Annotated in this window: 14 protein-coding genes; 9 read left to right on the top strand and 5 right to left on the bottom strand. The window is 67.2% G+C overall.

The features are described 5' to 3' along the window. Positions 1 to 159: 159 nt before the first annotated feature. From folE to recC, 5 genes are all read right to left on the bottom strand, one after another. Entirely contained in the window at positions 160 to 762 is a 603-nt protein-coding gene (gene folE / locus LG367_RS01510) for a GTP cyclohydrolase I FolE (protein WP_226467444.1), read from the bottom strand. Between the two features lie 221 nt (positions 763 to 983). Further along, a complete protein-coding gene (locus LG367_RS01505; protein ID WP_226467443.1) occupies positions 984 to 1373 on the bottom strand; it encodes a hypothetical protein in 390 nt (129 codons plus the stop codon). Between the two features lie 227 nt (positions 1374 to 1600). After that, the gene (gene recD, locus LG367_RS01500; RefSeq protein WP_226467442.1) at positions 1601 to 3436 is read right to left on the bottom strand and encodes an exodeoxyribonuclease V subunit alpha; all 1836 of its coding nucleotides are present in this window, start codon (positions 3434 to 3436) and stop codon (positions 1601 to 1603) included. Continuing rightward, a complete protein-coding gene (locus LG367_RS01495; RefSeq protein ID WP_226467441.1) occupies positions 3433 to 7044 on the bottom strand; it encodes a UvrD-helicase domain-containing protein in 3612 nt (1203 codons plus the stop codon). The genes recD and LG367_RS01495 overlap by 4 nt, the downstream gene beginning before the upstream one ends. Further along, a complete protein-coding gene (gene recC / locus LG367_RS01490) occupies positions 7041 to 10541 on the bottom strand; it encodes an exodeoxyribonuclease V subunit gamma (RefSeq protein ID WP_226467440.1) in 3501 nt (1166 codons plus the stop codon). Before recC ends, LG367_RS01495 begins: the two co-directional genes overlap by 4 nt. Positions 10542 to 10978: 437 nt before the next feature. Between recC and LG367_RS01485 the strand changes: the two genes are divergently transcribed. From LG367_RS01485 to LG367_RS01445, 9 genes are all read left to right on the top strand, one after another. Then, the gene (locus LG367_RS01485; RefSeq protein ID WP_226467439.1) at positions 10979 to 11131 is read left to right on the top strand and encodes a hypothetical protein; all 153 of its coding nucleotides are present in this window, start codon (positions 10979 to 10981) and stop codon (positions 11129 to 11131) included. A gap of 57 nt (positions 11132 to 11188) precedes the next feature. After that, positions 11189 to 11584 (top strand): hypothetical protein, encoded by a 396-nt coding sequence (locus tag LG367_RS01480; protein WP_226467438.1) that lies wholly within the window; start codon positions 11189 to 11191, stop codon positions 11582 to 11584. A gap of 48 nt (positions 11585 to 11632) precedes the next feature. After that, complete coding sequence (locus tag LG367_RS01475; RefSeq protein ID WP_226467437.1) at positions 11633 to 12604, top strand: CorA family divalent cation transporter; 972 nt, start codon at positions 11633 to 11635, stop codon at positions 12602 to 12604. A gap of 240 nt (positions 12605 to 12844) precedes the next feature. After that, positions 12845 to 13609, top strand: a complete 765-nt coding sequence (locus LG367_RS01470; RefSeq protein WP_226467954.1) for an ABC transporter ATP-binding protein — start codon at positions 12845 to 12847, stop codon at positions 13607 to 13609. After that, positions 13609 to 14358 carry an MlaE family lipid ABC transporter permease subunit gene (locus tag LG367_RS01465; RefSeq protein WP_226467436.1) on the top strand — a complete coding sequence of 250 codons (750 nt, stop codon included), beginning with the start codon at positions 13609 to 13611 and terminating at the stop codon, positions 14356 to 14358. Before LG367_RS01470 ends, LG367_RS01465 begins: the two co-directional genes overlap by 1 nt. 4 nt (positions 14359 to 14362) lie before the next feature. Continuing rightward, entirely contained in the window at positions 14363 to 14899 is a 537-nt protein-coding gene (gene mlaD, locus LG367_RS01460) for an outer membrane lipid asymmetry maintenance protein MlaD (protein WP_226467435.1), read from the top strand. Next, on the top strand, positions 14899 to 15573 hold the full coding sequence (locus tag LG367_RS01455) for an MlaC/ttg2D family ABC transporter substrate-binding protein (protein ID WP_226467953.1): 675 nt from the start codon (positions 14899 to 14901) through the stop codon (positions 15571 to 15573). Before mlaD ends, LG367_RS01455 begins: the two co-directional genes overlap by 1 nt. Before the next feature lie 10 nt (positions 15574 to 15583). Beyond that, positions 15584 to 15880 carry an STAS domain-containing protein gene (locus LG367_RS01450; protein ID WP_226467434.1) on the top strand — a complete coding sequence of 99 codons (297 nt, stop codon included), beginning with the start codon at positions 15584 to 15586 and terminating at the stop codon, positions 15878 to 15880. Between the two features lie 37 nt (positions 15881 to 15917). Further along, complete coding sequence (locus LG367_RS01445; RefSeq protein ID WP_226467433.1) at positions 15918 to 17033, top strand: MlaA family lipoprotein; 1116 nt, start codon at positions 15918 to 15920, stop codon at positions 17031 to 17033. The last annotated feature ends 79 nt before the right edge of the window (positions 17034 to 17112 follow it).

The following is a 17112-nucleotide window of genomic DNA, read 5'->3' as shown; positions in this document are numbered from 1 at the left end:
TTCGCGGTCGACGAAAGGCGCCAGTTTAACGCCGGGCCCGTCTCACGCGCTGCGCCGCCGGCCCGTTTTTTTACGGGCTTTCAACGATTAAAGGACCGGAAACCCGGGGACTCCTTCCGGGACCCCGGAGCCTCGAAAGCACGGCCCAGGCGCGCGGTTTCAGCCTTCCTGGCCACCGCGCAGAAAGCGCAGGAATTCCGAGCGCGTCCGCGCATCCTCGCGGAAGGTGCCGAGCATCTTCGATGTCACCATGCTCACGCCGCGCTTATGGATGCCGCGCGTGGTCATGCACTCGTGTGTGGCTTCCACCACCACGCCGACGCCGAGCGGATGCAGCACGTCCTGGATGCTCTGCGCGATCTGCGCCGTCATCTTCTCCTGCACCTGGAACCGCCGCGCATACGTCTCCACCACCCGCGCCAGCTTGCTGATGCCGACCACCTTGCCGTCCGGCAGATAGCCCACGTGCGCCCGTCCGATGATCGGCGCCATGTGGTGCTCGCAATGGCTCTCGAACGAGATGTCGCGCAGCACGATCATTTCATCGTATCCGGCGACTTCCTCGAACGTGCGCTCCAGATACTCGCGCGGATCGTCCTCGTAACCGCTGAACCAATCTCCGTACGCGTCCACGACGCGCTTGGGCGTATCCAGCAATCCTTCCCGCTTCGGATCGTCACCGGCCCAGCGCAACAGCGTGCGCACCGCCTCTTCGGCCTGCGTCCGGTCGATGCCGTTGCGTTCGTCGTGGGAGTTCGCCATGTCCGTCAACCATCTGCTCGTGCGAAGCTCGTCATGGTACTCCTCGACCCGTGATTCGGGTAAGTCGAGCGTGTTCGCGAGATTCAAGCCTGTCCGAAGAAAGAACAGAGGGTCCGTCTAGTCCGCAAGAAGCCACGGCCTCGGAGAGATCGCGAATCGATTATCCAGTTGAGGATAGCCGTCTTCCTCAGACGAAACGAAATCGCCGTCTTGCGTGCTTCTCAATGCCGCTCGCTGCGCCCCGACGCATGCTCGCTCAGCAGCGATTCCTCGTCGAGATGGTGCCAGGCATCCATCACGGCGCCGCGCGCCTCGGCCCAGAGCAGGCGCGACGCACCCTTGCGGCCATTCCAATCACGGGCCAGCAAATGCTCGACATCGATGAAACGCCGGCCGCGATAAGCGGCGCGCGCCGCATAGCCGTAACGATACGCGGGCGCGTAATCGTTCCAGTCGCGCCCGGTGGAGTAATAGGCCGCATCGCGGAAATGATTGCGGAAGTGAGTCTCTTCCAGATCCGACAACACGGACGGCATAGGGGCGGTGTGCACCCCGGGAGGACGTTTCGTGACGTCGCGCGCGTCGATGTGATGTCGTTTGTGATGGCTCATGGGCATTCGTCCCGTCCCTGTTCCGGTCCTGTGCCTCCTTAACTTGGCGATGGAGGTTATCGATGACACCGTCGGTCCGATGTGAAGCCAGAGCCGTCGATGGACGCCGGGCTGTACGCCGGTATAACGCCTCTCGAGCGTCGTCGCATCCGATCAGCTTCGTGAAGAACGTCTTCGCACAAAAACATTGATTCGACGAAGCTCGGCCACAGGCTTCGGCAAGCGAATCACAAGCGCGCGGACAAGCCGGAAATGCGTTGCGCGCGCCGGCCCAGCGCGGCGCGCAGGACAGGCTCGCCAGCGCACACATGCACGGCGTCACGGGCACGCGTGAGCGCGGTGTAGAGCAGCTCGCGCGAAAGCGGACGCACGTCACGCCGTGGCAGCAGTAGCCAAACGGTATCGAATTCGGACCCCTGCGCCTTATGCACGGTCATGGCGAACGCACCGCCATGCGCGGGCAAGGTCGAAGGATGGAAATGCCGCACGCCACCCGCGCCGTCGGCAAACCAGGCGAGCGCATCGCCTTCCCCATCGCGCAGGCAGACGCCGATGTCGCCGTTGAACAGTCCATGTCGCGTGCTGTTCTCGGCGATCAGGAGCAGACGGCCGTGGAAGTACGGCGCGCGGTGACTGCCGGCCAGCGCTTCCTCGATCCGCGCGTTCAAGGCGACGGCACCCTGCGGCCCTTCTCGCAGCACCGTGAGAAGACGCTGCTGTCCGGCGAGCCGGAGCGCGGTCGCGGGATCGGCGCAAGTCTGCAACGCGCGCCAGGGCGCGAGCAGCCGTTCACGCGTGGCGCCATGCAATGGGTCCAGGAGGCCAGGCTCGAAATGCACGCCGGAGAGCGTGCCGGACTGCAGCAATTGCCAGGCGGTGTCCGCATCGCCTTGGCGAACAGCATCGGCCAACGGCGCGAGTTCGAGCGTGCGCGATTGGCGATAGCTGCGGCGCAAATGCACGCGGCTGCCATGCAGGCCGGCCGTGGTGGCGGACAGCACCCGCTCGTCATGTCCATTTGCATGCAACAAGGCATCGACGACATCGCCACGCTGACCGCGCGGCTCGATGCCCGCGGCATCGACGGCGGCATCCACAATGGCGGCCAGCACATCGCCCGCCTCCACCGAAGGCAGCTGATCGCGATCACCGAGCAGGATCAAACGCGCGCCGTCACGCACGGCCTCGACGAGTTTGCACATCAACGGAAGATCGACCATCGAGGCCTCGTCGACCACGACGACGTCGAACGGCAACGGCAGATCCGGCCCATGCCGAAAGCGCGGACTGTCGGGAATCGTGCCAAGCAGGCGATGCAGCGTGTGGGCCTGCTTCGGCAATGCATCGCACAACGCGGAATCGACGCCGGACAGTTCGCGCAGACCTGCGGAAATCTGTCGCAAGCTCTCGGCCATGCGTTCGGCGGCACGCCCCGTGGGCGCGGCGAGCGCGATGCGCAGGCCGTCACGCTCGTCCGCGCGCGCTTGCGCCAGCAGCAGCAAGAGCAGACGGGCGATGGTGGCGGTCTTGCCGGTGCCGGGACCGCCGGTGATCAGCAGCAGCGGGCGCAGCAACGCCTGAAGCGCGGCCCGTGCCTGATCGTCCTGTTCACTGGCATCCGGGAACAACGCGGCGAACAACGGCGCGATCGCCTCCCGATTGAAGGCGGTGAGTGGCGCCGCCGCCAACCGCAGCAACCGTGCGGCGAGACGGCGTTCGTACTCGCGATAGCGGCGCAGATACAGCAACCCATGTTCGAGCACGAGCGGTTTTGCAGGATCGGCGATGCGCTCGGCGGTTGGCTGCGAGACCCAGGCCGATGCGCGCAACGCATCCCGCCACGTCGCGGGCTCCGGCCAATCGCCAGAGGCTTCGCCCAGCAGAAGCTGCGGATGCTCCGGATCGAAGGCGGCGTGCCCATGCGCGACTGCCAGCGAAGCCAGCACGGCCGCCGCCAGCACATGCTCATCGGTCTCGGGCCGCAGGCGTTGCAGCGTGTCGGCCAGGGCGAGATCGACCGCGCGCACTGCCTCGTGCTTGCGCAATCGCGACAGCAGGCTCATGGATCACCCGCCAGCAGCGCTTCGGCTGCATCGACGAGCGCGCGCGGCAACTCAGGGACGAAGATCCCCCTGGCTGGCTCCAGGCCGTCGAAGTCGTGCCGCGCATCCAGCCCACGACAGAAAACGTAACGCGCTCCGCCAAAGTGGCGATCGAAGTCGTAGGCCACGCCCAGCCGCAGACGTAGCCAGCGCTGCAAGGCGACGGCGTACAACAAAGCCTGCAGGTCGTACTCGCTGGCGCGCATCCGTTCGGCCAAAGCCGTCTGGTCGTAGGACGGCAGCTGGTTTGATTTGTAGTCGAGCACGTAGACGCGCTCGCCGACGCGATAGGTCAGATCGAGCTTGCCGGTCATCAGACCTGACAACTGCGGCCAGGCGCCGAAGTCGTGACGATCCGGCAGAAGACCGTGCGCCTGCAGCAGCCGCAACAGATCGCGGGTGGCGGCGCCGCGCAACCCGAAATGGAATTCCAGTTCGGACACGCGGGCTTCCGGCGCGAGATCGCAAAGCCGGACACCTTCTGGCAATCGCACGTTGAGCGTGCGTGCGATGAGTGGCGCCAGCGCCTGCAGGCCGGCTTCGAGATCATCGTCGCGATAACGCTGGCTGCGCAGGGCGTCGAGCAAGATCTCGCGTTGCAAAGAGGGAATGTCCTCGCCGTCATGATCACCCCACGCGGAGAAATCGACGTGCTCCAGCGCATGATGCAAGGCATTGCCGAAGCGCGTGCCGCCCAATCGCGGGTCCGTGCTAGGCAGTGTCACTCGTTCGTCGTCGGCGGGCGCTTCATCGGCCAACGCCTGCGCGCCCTGCGATTTCTGCTGGTGCAGCTGGCTGAAGCTGTGGATCCACCAGTCACGCTGCAGGCGGCGCGTCGCGACACGTGCCGGCGGCACGGTTTCGGTGGGCGCTGGCGGCAGGCGTCGAGGCGACGCGTCCGGCAAGCCTTCGCTCAACAGCAGATCGCCGCCAAGCGATTCGCGTAACGCCGGCGATGGCGCATCGCCCTGCAGCAGACGCTGCAATGCGGTTCCCGCGTGCTCGGCGAGAGCGCCGCCGCACAGCCACAGCGCATCGCGCGCGCGGGTGAGGCCGACGTACAGCAGGCGCATGTCCTCGGCGCGATCTTCCTCGACATGACGCCGCACGGCCTCGTCCCACGACGGCGCGCCGGGATAGGTCTGTTCGGTCTTCCACTGCCGCACGCGCTGGCCTTCGTATGGATAGACGGCCACTTTGAGATTGCGCTGGGGATCGCGTCCGATGCCGACGAACGGCAGGAACACCAGCGGATATTCCAGCCCCTTGCTCTTGTGCAACGTCAGGATGTGGACGCGGCCGGCATCGGATTCCAGACGCGGCTGCTGCGCTTCGTCATCCGGTTCGGCGGTGGCGATGGCGCCACGCAACCAGTCGAGCTGGCCCTGCGTGCCGAGCTTGCGACTGCCGGCTTCCTGCAACAGTTCGCCGAGCTGCAGCAAATTGGTGACACGGCGTTCGCCATCGGCCTCGGCCAGCAGGCGCGCCGCGTGTTCGGCGACGACCTGCGCGATCAAGGCTTGCGGTCCGTGTCGTTCCCAGCGCATGCGCCAGTCCTCGAAACGTTGCTGCCAATCGCGCAGGAGACGAGTGTCCTGATCGAGCACATCGATGTCGGCGGCGGTGCAGCCGAGCAGGCGCGTCGCCAATGCCGCGCGCAGGCGGCGATCGTCGCGGCCCTCGCGCAGCGCCAGCAGCAAAATCAGCAGTTCGTCGGCTTCCTCGGTTTCGAACAGGCTGATGCGGCCGCTCGCCACCGCCGGCACGCCGCGACGCACCAGGGCGCGGCGCACGGCGTCGGCTTCGCGATGCGTACGGACGAGGACGGCGCAATCGCGCGGTTCGAGCGGTCGCAACCCCAGAGCGCCATCGCGGCGCAGCAGGCGGCCGTCGCGGGCAAGCTGCAGCCGGTCGCGGATCGCATCCGCGCATAGCGCCGCGGCGATGCGGATCGAATCTTCCTTGGCCCAGTCTTTCGCACGCGCATCCTCGCGCGCCGGCACGGTGTGGAAAGCGAGTGCGGGCGCCGGCGTGCCGTCGAGACGGAGATCGTCATCGCGCGCATTGCCTCCAGGCGCCACCAGCTCGAAGGCGATGCCCTCGCCCAGCGCATCGGCGGGCGCCTGCGCGAACAAGGCTTCAATGGCGGCGAGCACGCCGGGACGCGAGCGGAAGTTGCGCTGCAGCGACAGCGTCTCCTCGGCGGTCGCGCGTGCCTGCAGATAGGTGTGCACGTCGCCGCCGCGGAATCGATAGATCGCCTGCTTGGGATCGCCGACGAGCACAAGGCCGCCATCGCTGAACAACGCATCGAAGATCGCCCACTGCCGCGCGTCGGTGTCCTGGAATTCGTCCACCAGCACCAGCGGGAACTGCGCGCGCAGCGCGGTCGCCAGCGGTGGGCCGATGTGTGGATCAACGGCGGCCGCGTGCACGGCGCCGATCAGATCATCGTAATCGCGCACATTGAACGATGCCTTGTAGGCCGCATCGCGGCGACGGGTTGCCTCGCGCAACGCGTGCAGACGCTGCAGGTCGCGAGATTCCTGCCAGATGGAAAGCATCGCCTGCGCTTCACAGAACGCCATGATGCTCACGAACAGGGGAGATTGCGGCGTTTTCCCTTGTCCCTTCTGGCTCGTTCCAGCCAATAGTGCCTGTGGCGTGTACTTGGCCAACTTCTCGTGCAACTGCACGGGTGGAAGGTCGGGGTGCTGTGCCAGGAACCAGCGCCAGAGCGTATCGACGTGCGCGGGTTTGTACTGAGTGTTGTTGAGCGTCCTGTCCGTGATCGCAAGCTGCAGTGCTTCGCGCACGGTGTCGCCGTCGGCATCGAATGCCGTACGCAACGCCCGCCAACTTGCCGCGATCGCCGGCCGCGGATCGGCCGGCAATGCCGGGGGTGGCGGTGGCAGCAATGGCTCCGGAGCGAGCAGCGTATCGATGGCACCGGCAAGCCCGGCGAGATCGCCGAAGCCGCGGCGCAGGAACAGATCGTCCGAGAGCGCGGTATCACTTTCTTGCTGCGAGAACTTGCGCCACAACTCCACTGCCAGCCGCGCGCGCGCCGCGGCGTCGCGGGCTTCTATCTCGGCGGCGAGCAAGGGTTGCGCGGTCTCGAGCGCATGCTCGGCGAGCACGCGCTGGCAGAACCCATGAATGGTCGAGATGGCGGCAAGATCGAGATCGCGCGCCGCGCGCGCGAGACGCCAGCGCAGCGACGTCAGGGTTTCGCCGCTGCCATCGTGCAATGCATTGCGCAACAGCCCGCGGAGCATGGCTGTCTCCGCATCGTCGTCCGCACCGCCCTCTTCCTGCCAGTTCGCCGCCAATGCTTCGGCGCGTTCCAGCCGCTGGCGCACGCGCGCGTGCAGCTCCTGCGTGGCGGCGACGGTGTACGTGACGGCGAGGACTTGGGGCACACGCAAGCGCCGTTCGATCACGGCGCGCACGAACAGTCCGGCCAGCGCATAGGTCTTGCCGGTACCGGCACTGGCTTCGATCAGGCTGCGTTCGTCCAGGCGTGTGTCGAAGACCGCGTCACCGCCGGGAGTGTTGGCTCCGCTCATGGCAGCGCCTCCACGCCGGAGCTGTCACCTTCGATCAGCGCGGCGAAGATCGCTCGCGAAGCATCGGCGAAGCGGGCGCGCATCTCGATATTGCCATCCAGGAACGGATCGCAGCCACGCAAGGCCAGCCGCGTCGTCGCGTCGGCCTCGCCTGGCAATCCGAAATCGTTGCCGAGCCACTGCGCGCGGGCGGCGCGCAGACCGGCATCCTCGTCACCGGCTTGGTAGAACGCATAGCCGCTCTTGGGCAGGAACGGCAGCGGTGCGCGCAACAGGCGGCGGCGCAGCGCGAGCAGCGACTGCAACGCGCGCATCGCGTCCTCGGGTTCCGGCATCGGAATCTGCTCGATACGGGGCGAATCCCCCTTGCCGCCGACGGACAGCTCGAACACCGGCACCGGCTCGTGCAACATGGCGGCGACCAGTGCGTCGAGGCGATGTCGCAGAACATGGCCGCCATGCAGCCCGCCCGGATTCAACGCGACGCGCAGGAATCCTTGCGGATAGCGGCCCCACAATCCGCCGCCGAAGCGCGCGCGTGGTGTCGCGCTTCCGAAATCGAACACCGTTTGCGCGAAGCTGACCGGATCGCCTTCGCCCTGGAATCCCGCGGACAACGCGGCCTCGGCGAAGGGGCGCACTTCGGCGGTCACCATCGCCAATGTGGCGAGACCGTCGGCACCGGGCGCCAATTGCGCGCGCGCGAGCAAGTTCGCGTGCAACTGTTGTGGGTCCGGCGCCGTGCCCGTCTCCAGCCATCGTTCGAAGATGTTCTGGCGCAGCGCGTGGCGCTGCAACGCATCGGGCATGCCGAGAGGTTCGTGCTCGGCGAGCGGCGGCGTGTCTTCCGGCAGGCGAAGACCGAGGCCTTCGCGCAAGTACGTCGCCTGCGGTCTGCTCAGCGATCGGCGCAGTTGTTCCAGCGTGACGACTTCGTCGGCGTCACTTTCTTCGCTCGCCCGCGTGCGCGGCGGCAGCGCGACCGCGAATACCGGCGTTTCGACAAGCGGCTCCTGCGCGGGCGCGTTTTCAGCAATCGCCCCACGCCAGCGCGCATCGAAACTGAAGCGTCGCGAATCACCCTCGCCTTCATCGACATGCGCTGCGCCGAAAGCCGCCGGAGAAAACGGCTGCAAGGCATGCCGCACCACCAAGTCGTGCTTGATCGCATCGGCATCGCCGGCGTGATAACGCGCGGCGACATCGAGCAGCTCGGACACCAGCATCGAAGGCTCACGCACGCTGCCGTCGCGCGCATCGAAGCCCACCCAGCTGAGATAGAGCACGCGCCCGGCGGAATTGAATAGCTGCAGGAACAGATAACGGTCCGCGTCGCGCCGCGAGGGATCGCCGATGCGGCGCTGTGGCGTATCCAGCGCCTGTTGGATGCGATTGAGCGGATCACGTGTTTCGCGTGCGGGGAAGGCGCCGTCGTCGAGTCCGAGCAGGCAGATCACGCGGAAGGGAATCAGCCGCATCGGCACCATGCGGCCAAAGCAGACGCCACCGGAGAGAAACGGTGCGCGCGCGTCGGCCGCATGCAGATCGGCGAGCAGCTGATCGCGCAGCAGCGCATGTTCGACCGGCGCATTGAAATCGGCATCGGACGCACCGTCGGCGAAGGCGGCCACGGCCTGGCGCAAGCGTTCCAGCGTGCGGCGGTCGCCGGCGTCGTCGGGTTCGGCGCCGAAAGCGGCATCGAGCAGATGGTCGAGCCGCATCGCCCATTCGCCCGGCGCATGCGGGCCGGTCAGCGCGGATGCCGTTTCGTGCAGCAACGCGACGAAGCGCAGGCAGCCGTCGAGCGCCCGCGTCGACTGTCCTTCGAGTTCGGGCCAGGGCGCCACGCCGGCGATGTCTTCCTCCGCATCGGCGGCGTAACCGAGCAAGAGCCGATCGAGCGCGAATTGCAGGGTATAAGCATCCTCGCCGCGCTGACGGCGCGGCTCGACATCCGCGGCACCGGCGCGCGTGCGATCGGCGCCATCGAGTCCCCAACGCGCGCCGGCTGTTTCCAGCCAGGTTTGCAAGCTGGTGCGCGCGCCATCGTCGAGATCGAAACGGCGCGCGATCGTCGGCACCGCGAGCAGATCGAGGAATTCGGTCAGGCGCAGCGGCCGCAGCGGCAGATCGAGCAGGCGCAGGAATGCGTCCGCCAGCGGCTCGCCGGCCAGCGGGCTGGTGTCGGCGATGGTGTAGGGAATCTCGCGCGGCGTGCCGAGCGCGCCGCCGAACACGGCTTCGATGTGCGGTGCGTAGGCGTCGATGTCGGGAGCGAGCACGGCGATGTCGCGCGGGTCCAGGCGTGGCGCATCGTCGTTGCCTGGCGCTTCCAGCAGCGCACGCAATTGATCGTGCAGCACCTGCACTTCGCGCAAGCGCGTGTGGCAAGCGTGGAATTGCAAGCTGGTGTCGGAACGATCGACGCGCGCGCGAGGCCATGCACGGTCGGCGCTCTCGATCAGTGTGTTCTCGATCAGCGGGCCGCGATTGTCGAGGACATCGGCTTGCAGACGTCCTAGCAATGTCGCGCGCGGCGGCTCGACAAACGCCTGCGCTTCGTAGCGCGCCCGCACCGCTTCGCCGCCACCGAGCGCGGCGATGAAATCGCGTTCGGCCTGCCCCCACGCGGCCAGCAAGGGATTGCGGCGATCGAGGCTGTCGTGATCGAAACTGAAAAGATCACCGGACAAGCCTTCGTCGTTCCCGACAACCGGATCGATCTCGGCCGGCACGTACGTGCGCGCCCAGCGCGCGAGATCGCCCCAGTAGGCGCGGCTGGGCGTGTGCAGGAAGAAATCCTGTTCCCCGGCACGCGCCTGGCTCGCGATCACCTGCAGCACGTCCGGCGAGACGTTCTGGCAGGCGAAGACGAACAGTCGTGGCGGCAATTGTTGCGGTGTGGCGGCACTCTCGGCGCCGTAATGCCGCAGGTAATCGCCGATGCGCCGCGCGCGATGCGCGCGCCCGCGGGCGATGCGGCGCCACAGCTGCGCCTGCGCGTCCTTGGGTTCGGCGCCGGCTTCCCAGCGCAACAGCAGATCGCGGCGCCAGGCCTGATATTTCTCGAACGTCTCGGACAGGGCGCAGGCCAGTGACCATGCCTTGCGTTCGCCGGCGCCGTCGGTATTAGCGACGAAGCGTGCGTAATCGGTGGGCGGGCGCACGCGCAGTTCGCGCAACAGATGCCAGCGCAACGCTTCCGGCCGCAGACGATCGGCGGGCGCGGCGGCGCCGAGATTGGCGTCGAGCGCCATGTCGACGAATTCGCCCGGCGTGAGGAAGCGCACGTTGGCGCAGATGCCGGTGCGCTCGGCCAGGAACTGCTGCAACCAGCGCCGCATCGAGTATTGCGGCACCAGCACCGTTTCCGGCCGCAGCCAATCGCCGTCGGATGGCGGCGCGCGCAGGCGTTCGGCCAGCACCGCGGCCAGCACGTCGAGCGCGTTGGAGTGGATCAGGCGGAAACCGCTGCGTTGGCCGCGCTGTTCGGGCATCACGGCATGATGCCGGAGACCGGTCGCGTGAAGCGAGAAGCGTTTGTGCATCGGGGCCGTCGATGCGGCCCTGCGACCGGGCAACATCAGGCACGGCCTGCATTGATCGCTTCCTCACGGAATTGCCCGCATGAACCCGCCTATAAATTGCCCGTAAAACCCGCGAATCACGGGTTGCCCCTCGCCATGCGCGCGCTTATAGTGCGCGCCTTCGTTTCCCACCCCGCCCAGAGGCCACCCACCTTGGACAGTCATAGTCGATCTCGTTGCCGCTCCTGAGCCGACGGACCCGCTGACCCCAAGGTCGGTCCCGTCCGCTCAGGACGGGGCCGTGGCACGCGAACTGGCACTCGCGCCCTAGCCTCGTAATCCCCAACGCAATCCACGCAACTCCCGAGTGGGAGGCCTTTGGCGTTTCCGTGTTCCGGAGAGCGCCGATGCCCTTCAAGTTTTCGCTTGCCGCGATGCTGGCGATCTGCATGCCGTTGTGCGCGTTCCGCGCATGGGCGGGCGCGAGCCTGTCCGTCGACGACGCGGCCATCACGCCGCCCGGCCACTGCCAAGTCGACCGGAGAACGGCCCCTGGCTGACGCACGGCCTGAGCGTCCTGATTCCCCACTGACCCACCCACGTTGCGGAGAACGCCCATGAACCTCAAGCGCGCACGCCCCGAAATCCAGAAATCGCGGCTGGAGAACGAAGTGATCCTCGCCGTGATCATTCTCTACGTCCTGCTCTCGGCGGTCCTGCTGGCGATCCACCAGATGCAGCCCGATGAGGCGCCGACGAAGACATCCTCGACCTCGCCCGCGCACGACGATTTCAGCGCGAAGACGAAGCGCGTTTCAGCAGCGCTTGCCGAACCGATGACGTTGCCGCAAGCGCGACAGGCGCTCGTGCGCGGCGGCTTCAAGGAAATCCGTGACGTCCATGCGGGCGGTAGCGGCTTCCAGGCCATCGCCACGCGCGACGGCAAGCCCTGGCAGGTGGAAATCGACGCCGCCACCGGACAGATCCTGCGCACGCCGCTGGCCGCGCGCTGACCTTCCTTTGCAATTCCTTACTTCGTCATTTCGATTCGGGAGACTCCCATGATCCGTTCCATCTTCCTGCACGAGGACAAGATCAAGTCGCAGACCGGCCTGGCGCCATTGCCCGGGCACGGCGGCTTCCTGTGGATCGACGTCGGCCAGACGCAGCCGGGCGATCTCGACCTGCTGCGCGAGCACTACAACGTCGATCCGCAGCTGCAGCACTCCAGCGTCCACGAGGACGAGGAGTACGTGTCCCTGTTCGCGGAGATCGTGGCGATGAACGAGCACCGCGAGCCGGAGTTTCACAAGGTCACCTTCGTGCTGGGCGACCGCCTGCTAGTGACGCTGCACGACACGCCGGAATTCACGCCGCTCAGCCGCGCCCTGCAGCGGCTCGCGCGCAAGAGCGGCCTGGCCACGGACGCCAAGTCGCTGCTGCGCATGATCCTGGCCGGCGTCAACGACGGCACCAGCCAGGTGATCGAGGGCATCGCCGAGGAACTGGAGCAGACGGCCGACACTATCGCCAAGCTGTCCAGCGATACCGGCACGTCCGGACGCGAGCTGGGCGTGAGCGATCTCACCGAAACCCTGCTCGATCTCAACGACAGCGAGGAGCTGATCTCGCGCTGCCTGGAAAGCCAGCTCGGCCTGGCGCGCGTGGTGCGCTATCTCAACGGCGAGGTGGACGGCCGCAAGGAACCCGACCTGCAGGCGCTGGTAAAGGAGCTGATTGCCGACGTCAACGGCGTGAAGGAGCACGCCATGTTCGAGCACGACAAGGTGCGCTATCTGCAGAACTCGGTGGTCGGCCTGCTCAACATCCAGCAGAACCAGATCGTGAAGGTGTTCACCATCATCACGGCGGTGTTCCTGCCGCCGACGCTGGTGGCGACCTTCTACGGCATGAACTTCTCGGTGATGCCGGAACTGACCTGGAAGCACGGCTTCACCATGTCGATCGTGCTCACGCTGTTCGCCGCGCTGCTGCCGCTGGTCTACATCAAGCGCAAGGGCTGGTTGCGGTGAATCCATGCCGGCGCCCTGTCACAACCGGGCGCCGGGCAGCGTGACGTGCGGCGCGGAATGGGGATAATTCCTGTACTGTCCGGTTTAATCCTATTCAGCCGCGTTTATCCAAGCTGTGCGGGATTACGTCCGTATCCTCGGGCGAAAACCCCCTTCATACCCAGCCACCCCATGTCCGCCGAGCTTTCGCCATCGCAGCAAATCGAGTTGCGTCGTCAACGCGACGAGGGCGCTCTCGCCGTGCGCCTGTCCGGCGTGCGCCTGGACCGTGGCACGCGGACGGTGCTGTCCGGGATCGATCTGGCCGTGCCGCGCGGCAGCGTGACGGCGGTGCTGGGGCCTTCGGGCAGCGGCAAGTCGACGCTGCTGGCGGCGCTGACCGGTGAACTGGTGCCGGCCGCGGGCAGCGTAGAAGTCTTCGGCCAGCCCGTGCCGCAGCGCCAGCGCGCCCTGCTCGAGCTGCGCAAGAGCATCGGCGTGCTGCTGCAGGGCAACGGCCTGCTCACCGACCTGACCGTGGCCGAGAACGTGGCGCTGCCGCTGCGCGCGCATACCGATCTGCCGACGCCTGTGATCCGGCGCCTGGTGGACATGAAGCTGCACGCGGTCGGCCTGCGCACCGCCGCCGATCTGTATCCGCGCGAGCTGTCCGGCGGCATGGCGCGGCGCGTTGCCCTTGCGCGAGCACTCGCGCTCGATCCGCCATTGATGATCTACGATGAACCGCTGACCGGCCTCGACCCGATCGCCAGCGGCGTGATCATGAGCCTGATCTCGCGCTTGAACGACAGCCTCGGCCTCACCAGCATCATCGTCACCCACCACGTGCACGAGACGCTGCCGGTGGCCGATCGCGCTATCGTGATCGCCAACGGCCGCATCGTCTTCTCCGGCACGCCGGCCGAACTGGAGGCCACGCAGGACCCGCTGGTGCTGCAGTTCCTGCGCGGCGAGCCGGACGGCCCTATCGCATTCGACAGCGCATCCCGCACGGAGGCCGCGTAATGGCGTTCGTCGCCGCCACCCGTTCGCTCGGCCGCGCCGGGCTGTTCTCGCTGTCGGTGCTGCGTGCCTCGAAGCCGACCGCCGATTTCTTCGCCGAACTCATCCGCGAGATCTACAAGATCGGCGCGCGCAGCCTGCCGATCATCGCCGTCGGCGGCGCCTTCGTCGGTTTGTCGGTCACGCTGCTCGGCTATCGCGCGCTGGAAACCTACGGCGCCGCCGGCCAGATCAGCGCCCTGGTCGGCCTGGGTCTGTACCGCGAGCTGGCGCCGGTGCTGACGGCGCTATTGTTCGTCGGCCGCGCCGGCTCCTCGATCGCCGCCGAGCTCGGCCTGATGCGCGCCACCGACCAGGTCACCGCGCTCGGCCTGATGGCGATCGATCCGGTCGCCAAGGCGGTCGCGCCGCGCTTCTGGGCCGCGGTGCTCACCGTGCCGCTGCTCACCGGCTTCTTCTGCAGCCTCGGCATCACCGCCAGCTACTTCGAGGCCGTGCACGTGCTCGGCATCGACGCCGGCACGTTCTGGCAGGTGCTCAAGGATGCGGTCGATTTCCGCCACGACTTCCTGGTGGCGTTCGAGAAATCGGCCGTGTTCGGCGGCGTCGCCGCGATGGTGGCCTGCTACGTCGGCTACCACGCCGAACCGACCATCGAGGGCACCTCGGTGGCCACCACACGCGCTGTGGTGAACGCATCGTTGCTGGTGCTGATGTTCAATTTCGTCCTGTCTGCCCTATTGTTCAGGTGAGTCCATGAGTACCCGCGGTCCCCGTCTCGAATTCGCCGTCGGCGCCTTCCTCCTGTTGGCGCTGGGCTCACTGCTCGTGCTGGCGATCGCCTCCACCAACGGCCGCTTCGGCTTCAGCGGCGATACCTACGAGCTGAAGGCGCGTTTCACCAACGTCGGCCAGCTGCGTCCGATGGCGCCGGTGAAGATCGGTGGCGTCACCATCGGCCGGGTCGACAGCATCGGCCTGGATCCCAAGCGCCTGGATTCGGTGGCCACGCTGGCCATCGACAGCCGCTACAACGATCTGTCCGCCGACACCTCGGCCAGCATCCTCAGCAACGGCCTGCTCGGCGACAGCTACGTCGGCCTGCAGCCGGGCGGCGATCCGGAGTCCTTGAAACCGGGCGATGAGATCGCATTCACCACGCCAGCCGTCGACCTGATCCAGATGGTCGGCAAGTACATCTTCAGCGGCGGCGGCGGCGACAAGCCCGGCGCCGCCGGTGATGCCGGCACGTCTTCTACCCCCGCCCCCAATGAAGAGGCGAAATCGCAATGATGAAACGTAACGCGCTGTCCCTCCTGATCGCAGCCTCGCTGCTCGTCGCGGCGCCCGGCCTCGCGCTGGCGCAGTCCGCCGCGAAAGCCACCGCGCCTGCCGTCAGCACGCAGGGTTCGCCCAGCAAGCTGGTGCTCGACAACAGCCAGCGCATCCTGTCCACGCTGGAAAGCCGCCGCGCCGAGTTCACGCGCAACCGCGCGGCGCTGCGCCAGTTCGTGATGACCGAGTTCAACAACATCTTCGACCGCGACTACGCGGCGCGACAGGTGCTGGGCCGCCACGGCCGCGGCGCCTCCGACGCCGACATCAAGACCTTCGCCGATGCCCTCGCCGATGGCCTGATGCAGCGCTACGGCTCCTCGCTGCTCGACTTCAACACGCAGCTGCGCGTGCGCGTGACGGCCGAGACGCCGCTGCCGCGCGGGCTCGGCGTGAAGGTGTCGAGCGAGCTGCTGCGCAGCGGCGGCGATGCCATTCCGGTCGACTACCTGCTGCGTCAGAGCGGCGGGCAGTGGAAGGTGTTCGACGTGATGGTGGAAGGGGTGTCGTTCGTGCAGACCTTCCGTCAGCAGTTCGACGGCGAGCTGCAGCGCAAGTCGATCCCGCAGGTGGCGGCCGAGCTGCGCAGCGGCCAGCTGCAGGCGGCGCCCACCGATCGCAATAAGAAATAAGCCGCCCGCCATGACCTCCGCCGCCACTGCTTCCCAGGTCCGCCGCGACGGCGACGCGCTGATTTTCAGCGGCGCGCTGCTGCGTGGCGGCGTCACCGCCCTGTGGAAGCAGATCGGCGCGCCGGCCGGCGTGCGCCGGCTCGACCTGCGCGCGGTGGATCGCCTGGACAGCGCCGGCCTGGCGCTGCTGGCGGAACTGGCCGCGCGCGCCGGCGCCGAGGTCACGATCGATGGCGACCCCGCCGGCCTGGCCGAACTGCGTGCTGCTTATCGACTGACCCCGAACCTGGCCTTCGCGGCGGCTTGATCGGTTTTTCCCCACGATGTTCGCGACGGAGTGCTCCATGACCCCTATTTCATCCCTCCGCCGCATCGGCGGCCTGTCAACGGTCCTAGCAGCGGCGCTGTTGGCGAGTGCCTGCGCGGGACAGGGCGGCGTGCGCGACAACGCGGCGACGTCGACCCCGGTGCAGAGCGAGACCGCCACCGCGCAGACGGCGCCAGCCGAGGCAGCGACTTCGGCGACGGAGCCGTCCACGAATCCGCCTGTCGCTTCGGACAGTCAGGCCACGCCCGCCACGGAAGCGACATCCGCCGCCGCACAGGATGCGAACGCCTCCGCGCCCGCAAGCACCGGCACGCCCACGCAGGCGGAACAGGACAGCGCCGCGATCTACGGCTCGCAGCAGCAGGCCCCTTACGACCCCGTCGCCGATTCCACCCTGCCCACGCCCGCCGAGCAGCCGCAGAGCTTCGACCCGTGGGAGAAGTGGAACCGCAAGGTGCATCGCTTCAACAACGCCGTCGACCGCGGCGTCGCCAAGCCACTCGCCAAGGCCTACGTGAAAGTGGTGCCGCGCCCGGTGCGTCTGGGCGTGAGCAACTTCTTCAACAACCTCGGCCAGCCGGTCAGCGCGTTCAACGCGCTGCTGCAGGGCAAGCCGAAGCAGGCCTGGGATTCGCTCGGCCGCTTCCTGATCAACTCCACCATCGGCATCGGCGGCATCTTCGATCCCGCCACCCGTGGCAAGGTCCCGAACAAGAGCGAGGACTTCGGCCAGACGCTCGGCGTGTGGGGCTGGCAGCGTTCGCGCTACGTCGAACTGCCGCTGTTCGGTCCGCGTACCGTGCGCGATACCTTCGGCCTGGTCGGCGACGCGCCGCTCTCGCCGTTGCGACAGGTGGAGAACGACAAGGCCCGCGTCTTCCTGCAGGGCCTGCAGCTGGTGGACGTGCGCACCAAGCTGTTCGCGGTCGACGAGATTCGCGAAGGCGCTGCCGACGACTACTCGCTGGTGCGCGATGCCTGGCTGCAACGCCGCAACTATCAGATCTTCAACGACAGCACCCGCAAGAAGCAGCAGGACGAAGCCCTGCCGGACTACCTGCAGGACGATCAGGACAACACCACCGTGCCGGTGGATGTGATGCCGATCGTGCCGGGGACGTCGGTACCCTGATCCGGCAGTCGATTGCCCAGGGCTCGATTTTGCTCGTCATTCCCGCGAAGGCGGGAATCCATGGACTTTGCTGTGGGTT

The organism is Luteimonas panaciterrae (genome assembly GCF_020511115.1).
Lineage (GTDB): Bacteria > Pseudomonadota > Gammaproteobacteria > Xanthomonadales > Xanthomonadaceae > Luteimonas > Luteimonas panaciterrae.
This window is presented reverse-complemented; position numbering and strand designations above follow the sequence as displayed.

Excerpts from the sequence above, each read along its gene's own strand:
- LG367_RS01445 (WP_226467433.1), top strand. The coding sequence starts at position 15,918 with ATGACCCCTATTTCATCCCTCCGCCGCATCGGCGGCCTGTCAACGGTC.
- recC (WP_226467440.1), bottom strand. The coding sequence starts at position 10,541 with ATGCCCGAACAGCGCGGCCAACGCAGCGGTTTCCGCCTGATCCACTCC.
- LG367_RS01465 (WP_226467436.1), top strand. The coding sequence starts at position 13,609 with ATGGCGTTCGTCGCCGCCACCCGTTCGCTCGGCCGCGCCGGGCTGTTC.
- LG367_RS01450 (WP_226467434.1), top strand. The coding sequence starts at position 15,584 with ATGACCTCCGCCGCCACTGCTTCCCAGGTCCGCCGCGACGGCGACGCG.
- LG367_RS01480 (WP_226467438.1), top strand. The coding sequence starts at position 11,189 with ATGAACCTCAAGCGCGCACGCCCCGAAATCCAGAAATCGCGGCTGGAG.
- folE (WP_226467444.1), bottom strand. The coding sequence starts at position 762 with ATGGCGAACTCCCACGACGAACGCAACGGCATCGACCGGACGCAGGCC.
- LG367_RS01505 (WP_226467443.1), bottom strand. The coding sequence starts at position 1,373 with ATGAGCCATCACAAACGACATCACATCGACGCGCGCGACGTCACGAAA.
- LG367_RS01455 (WP_226467953.1), top strand. The coding sequence starts at position 14,899 with ATGAAACGTAACGCGCTGTCCCTCCTGATCGCAGCCTCGCTGCTCGTC.
- recD (WP_226467442.1), bottom strand. The coding sequence starts at position 3,436 with ATGAGCCTGCTGTCGCGATTGCGCAAGCACGAGGCAGTGCGCGCGGTC.
- mlaD (WP_226467435.1), top strand. The coding sequence starts at position 14,363 with ATGAGTACCCGCGGTCCCCGTCTCGAATTCGCCGTCGGCGCCTTCCTC.
- LG367_RS01475 (WP_226467437.1), top strand. The coding sequence starts at position 11,633 with ATGATCCGTTCCATCTTCCTGCACGAGGACAAGATCAAGTCGCAGACC.
- LG367_RS01485 (WP_226467439.1), top strand. The coding sequence starts at position 10,979 with ATGCCCTTCAAGTTTTCGCTTGCCGCGATGCTGGCGATCTGCATGCCG.
- LG367_RS01495 (WP_226467441.1), bottom strand. The coding sequence starts at position 7,044 with ATGAGCGGAGCCAACACTCCCGGCGGTGACGCGGTCTTCGACACACGC.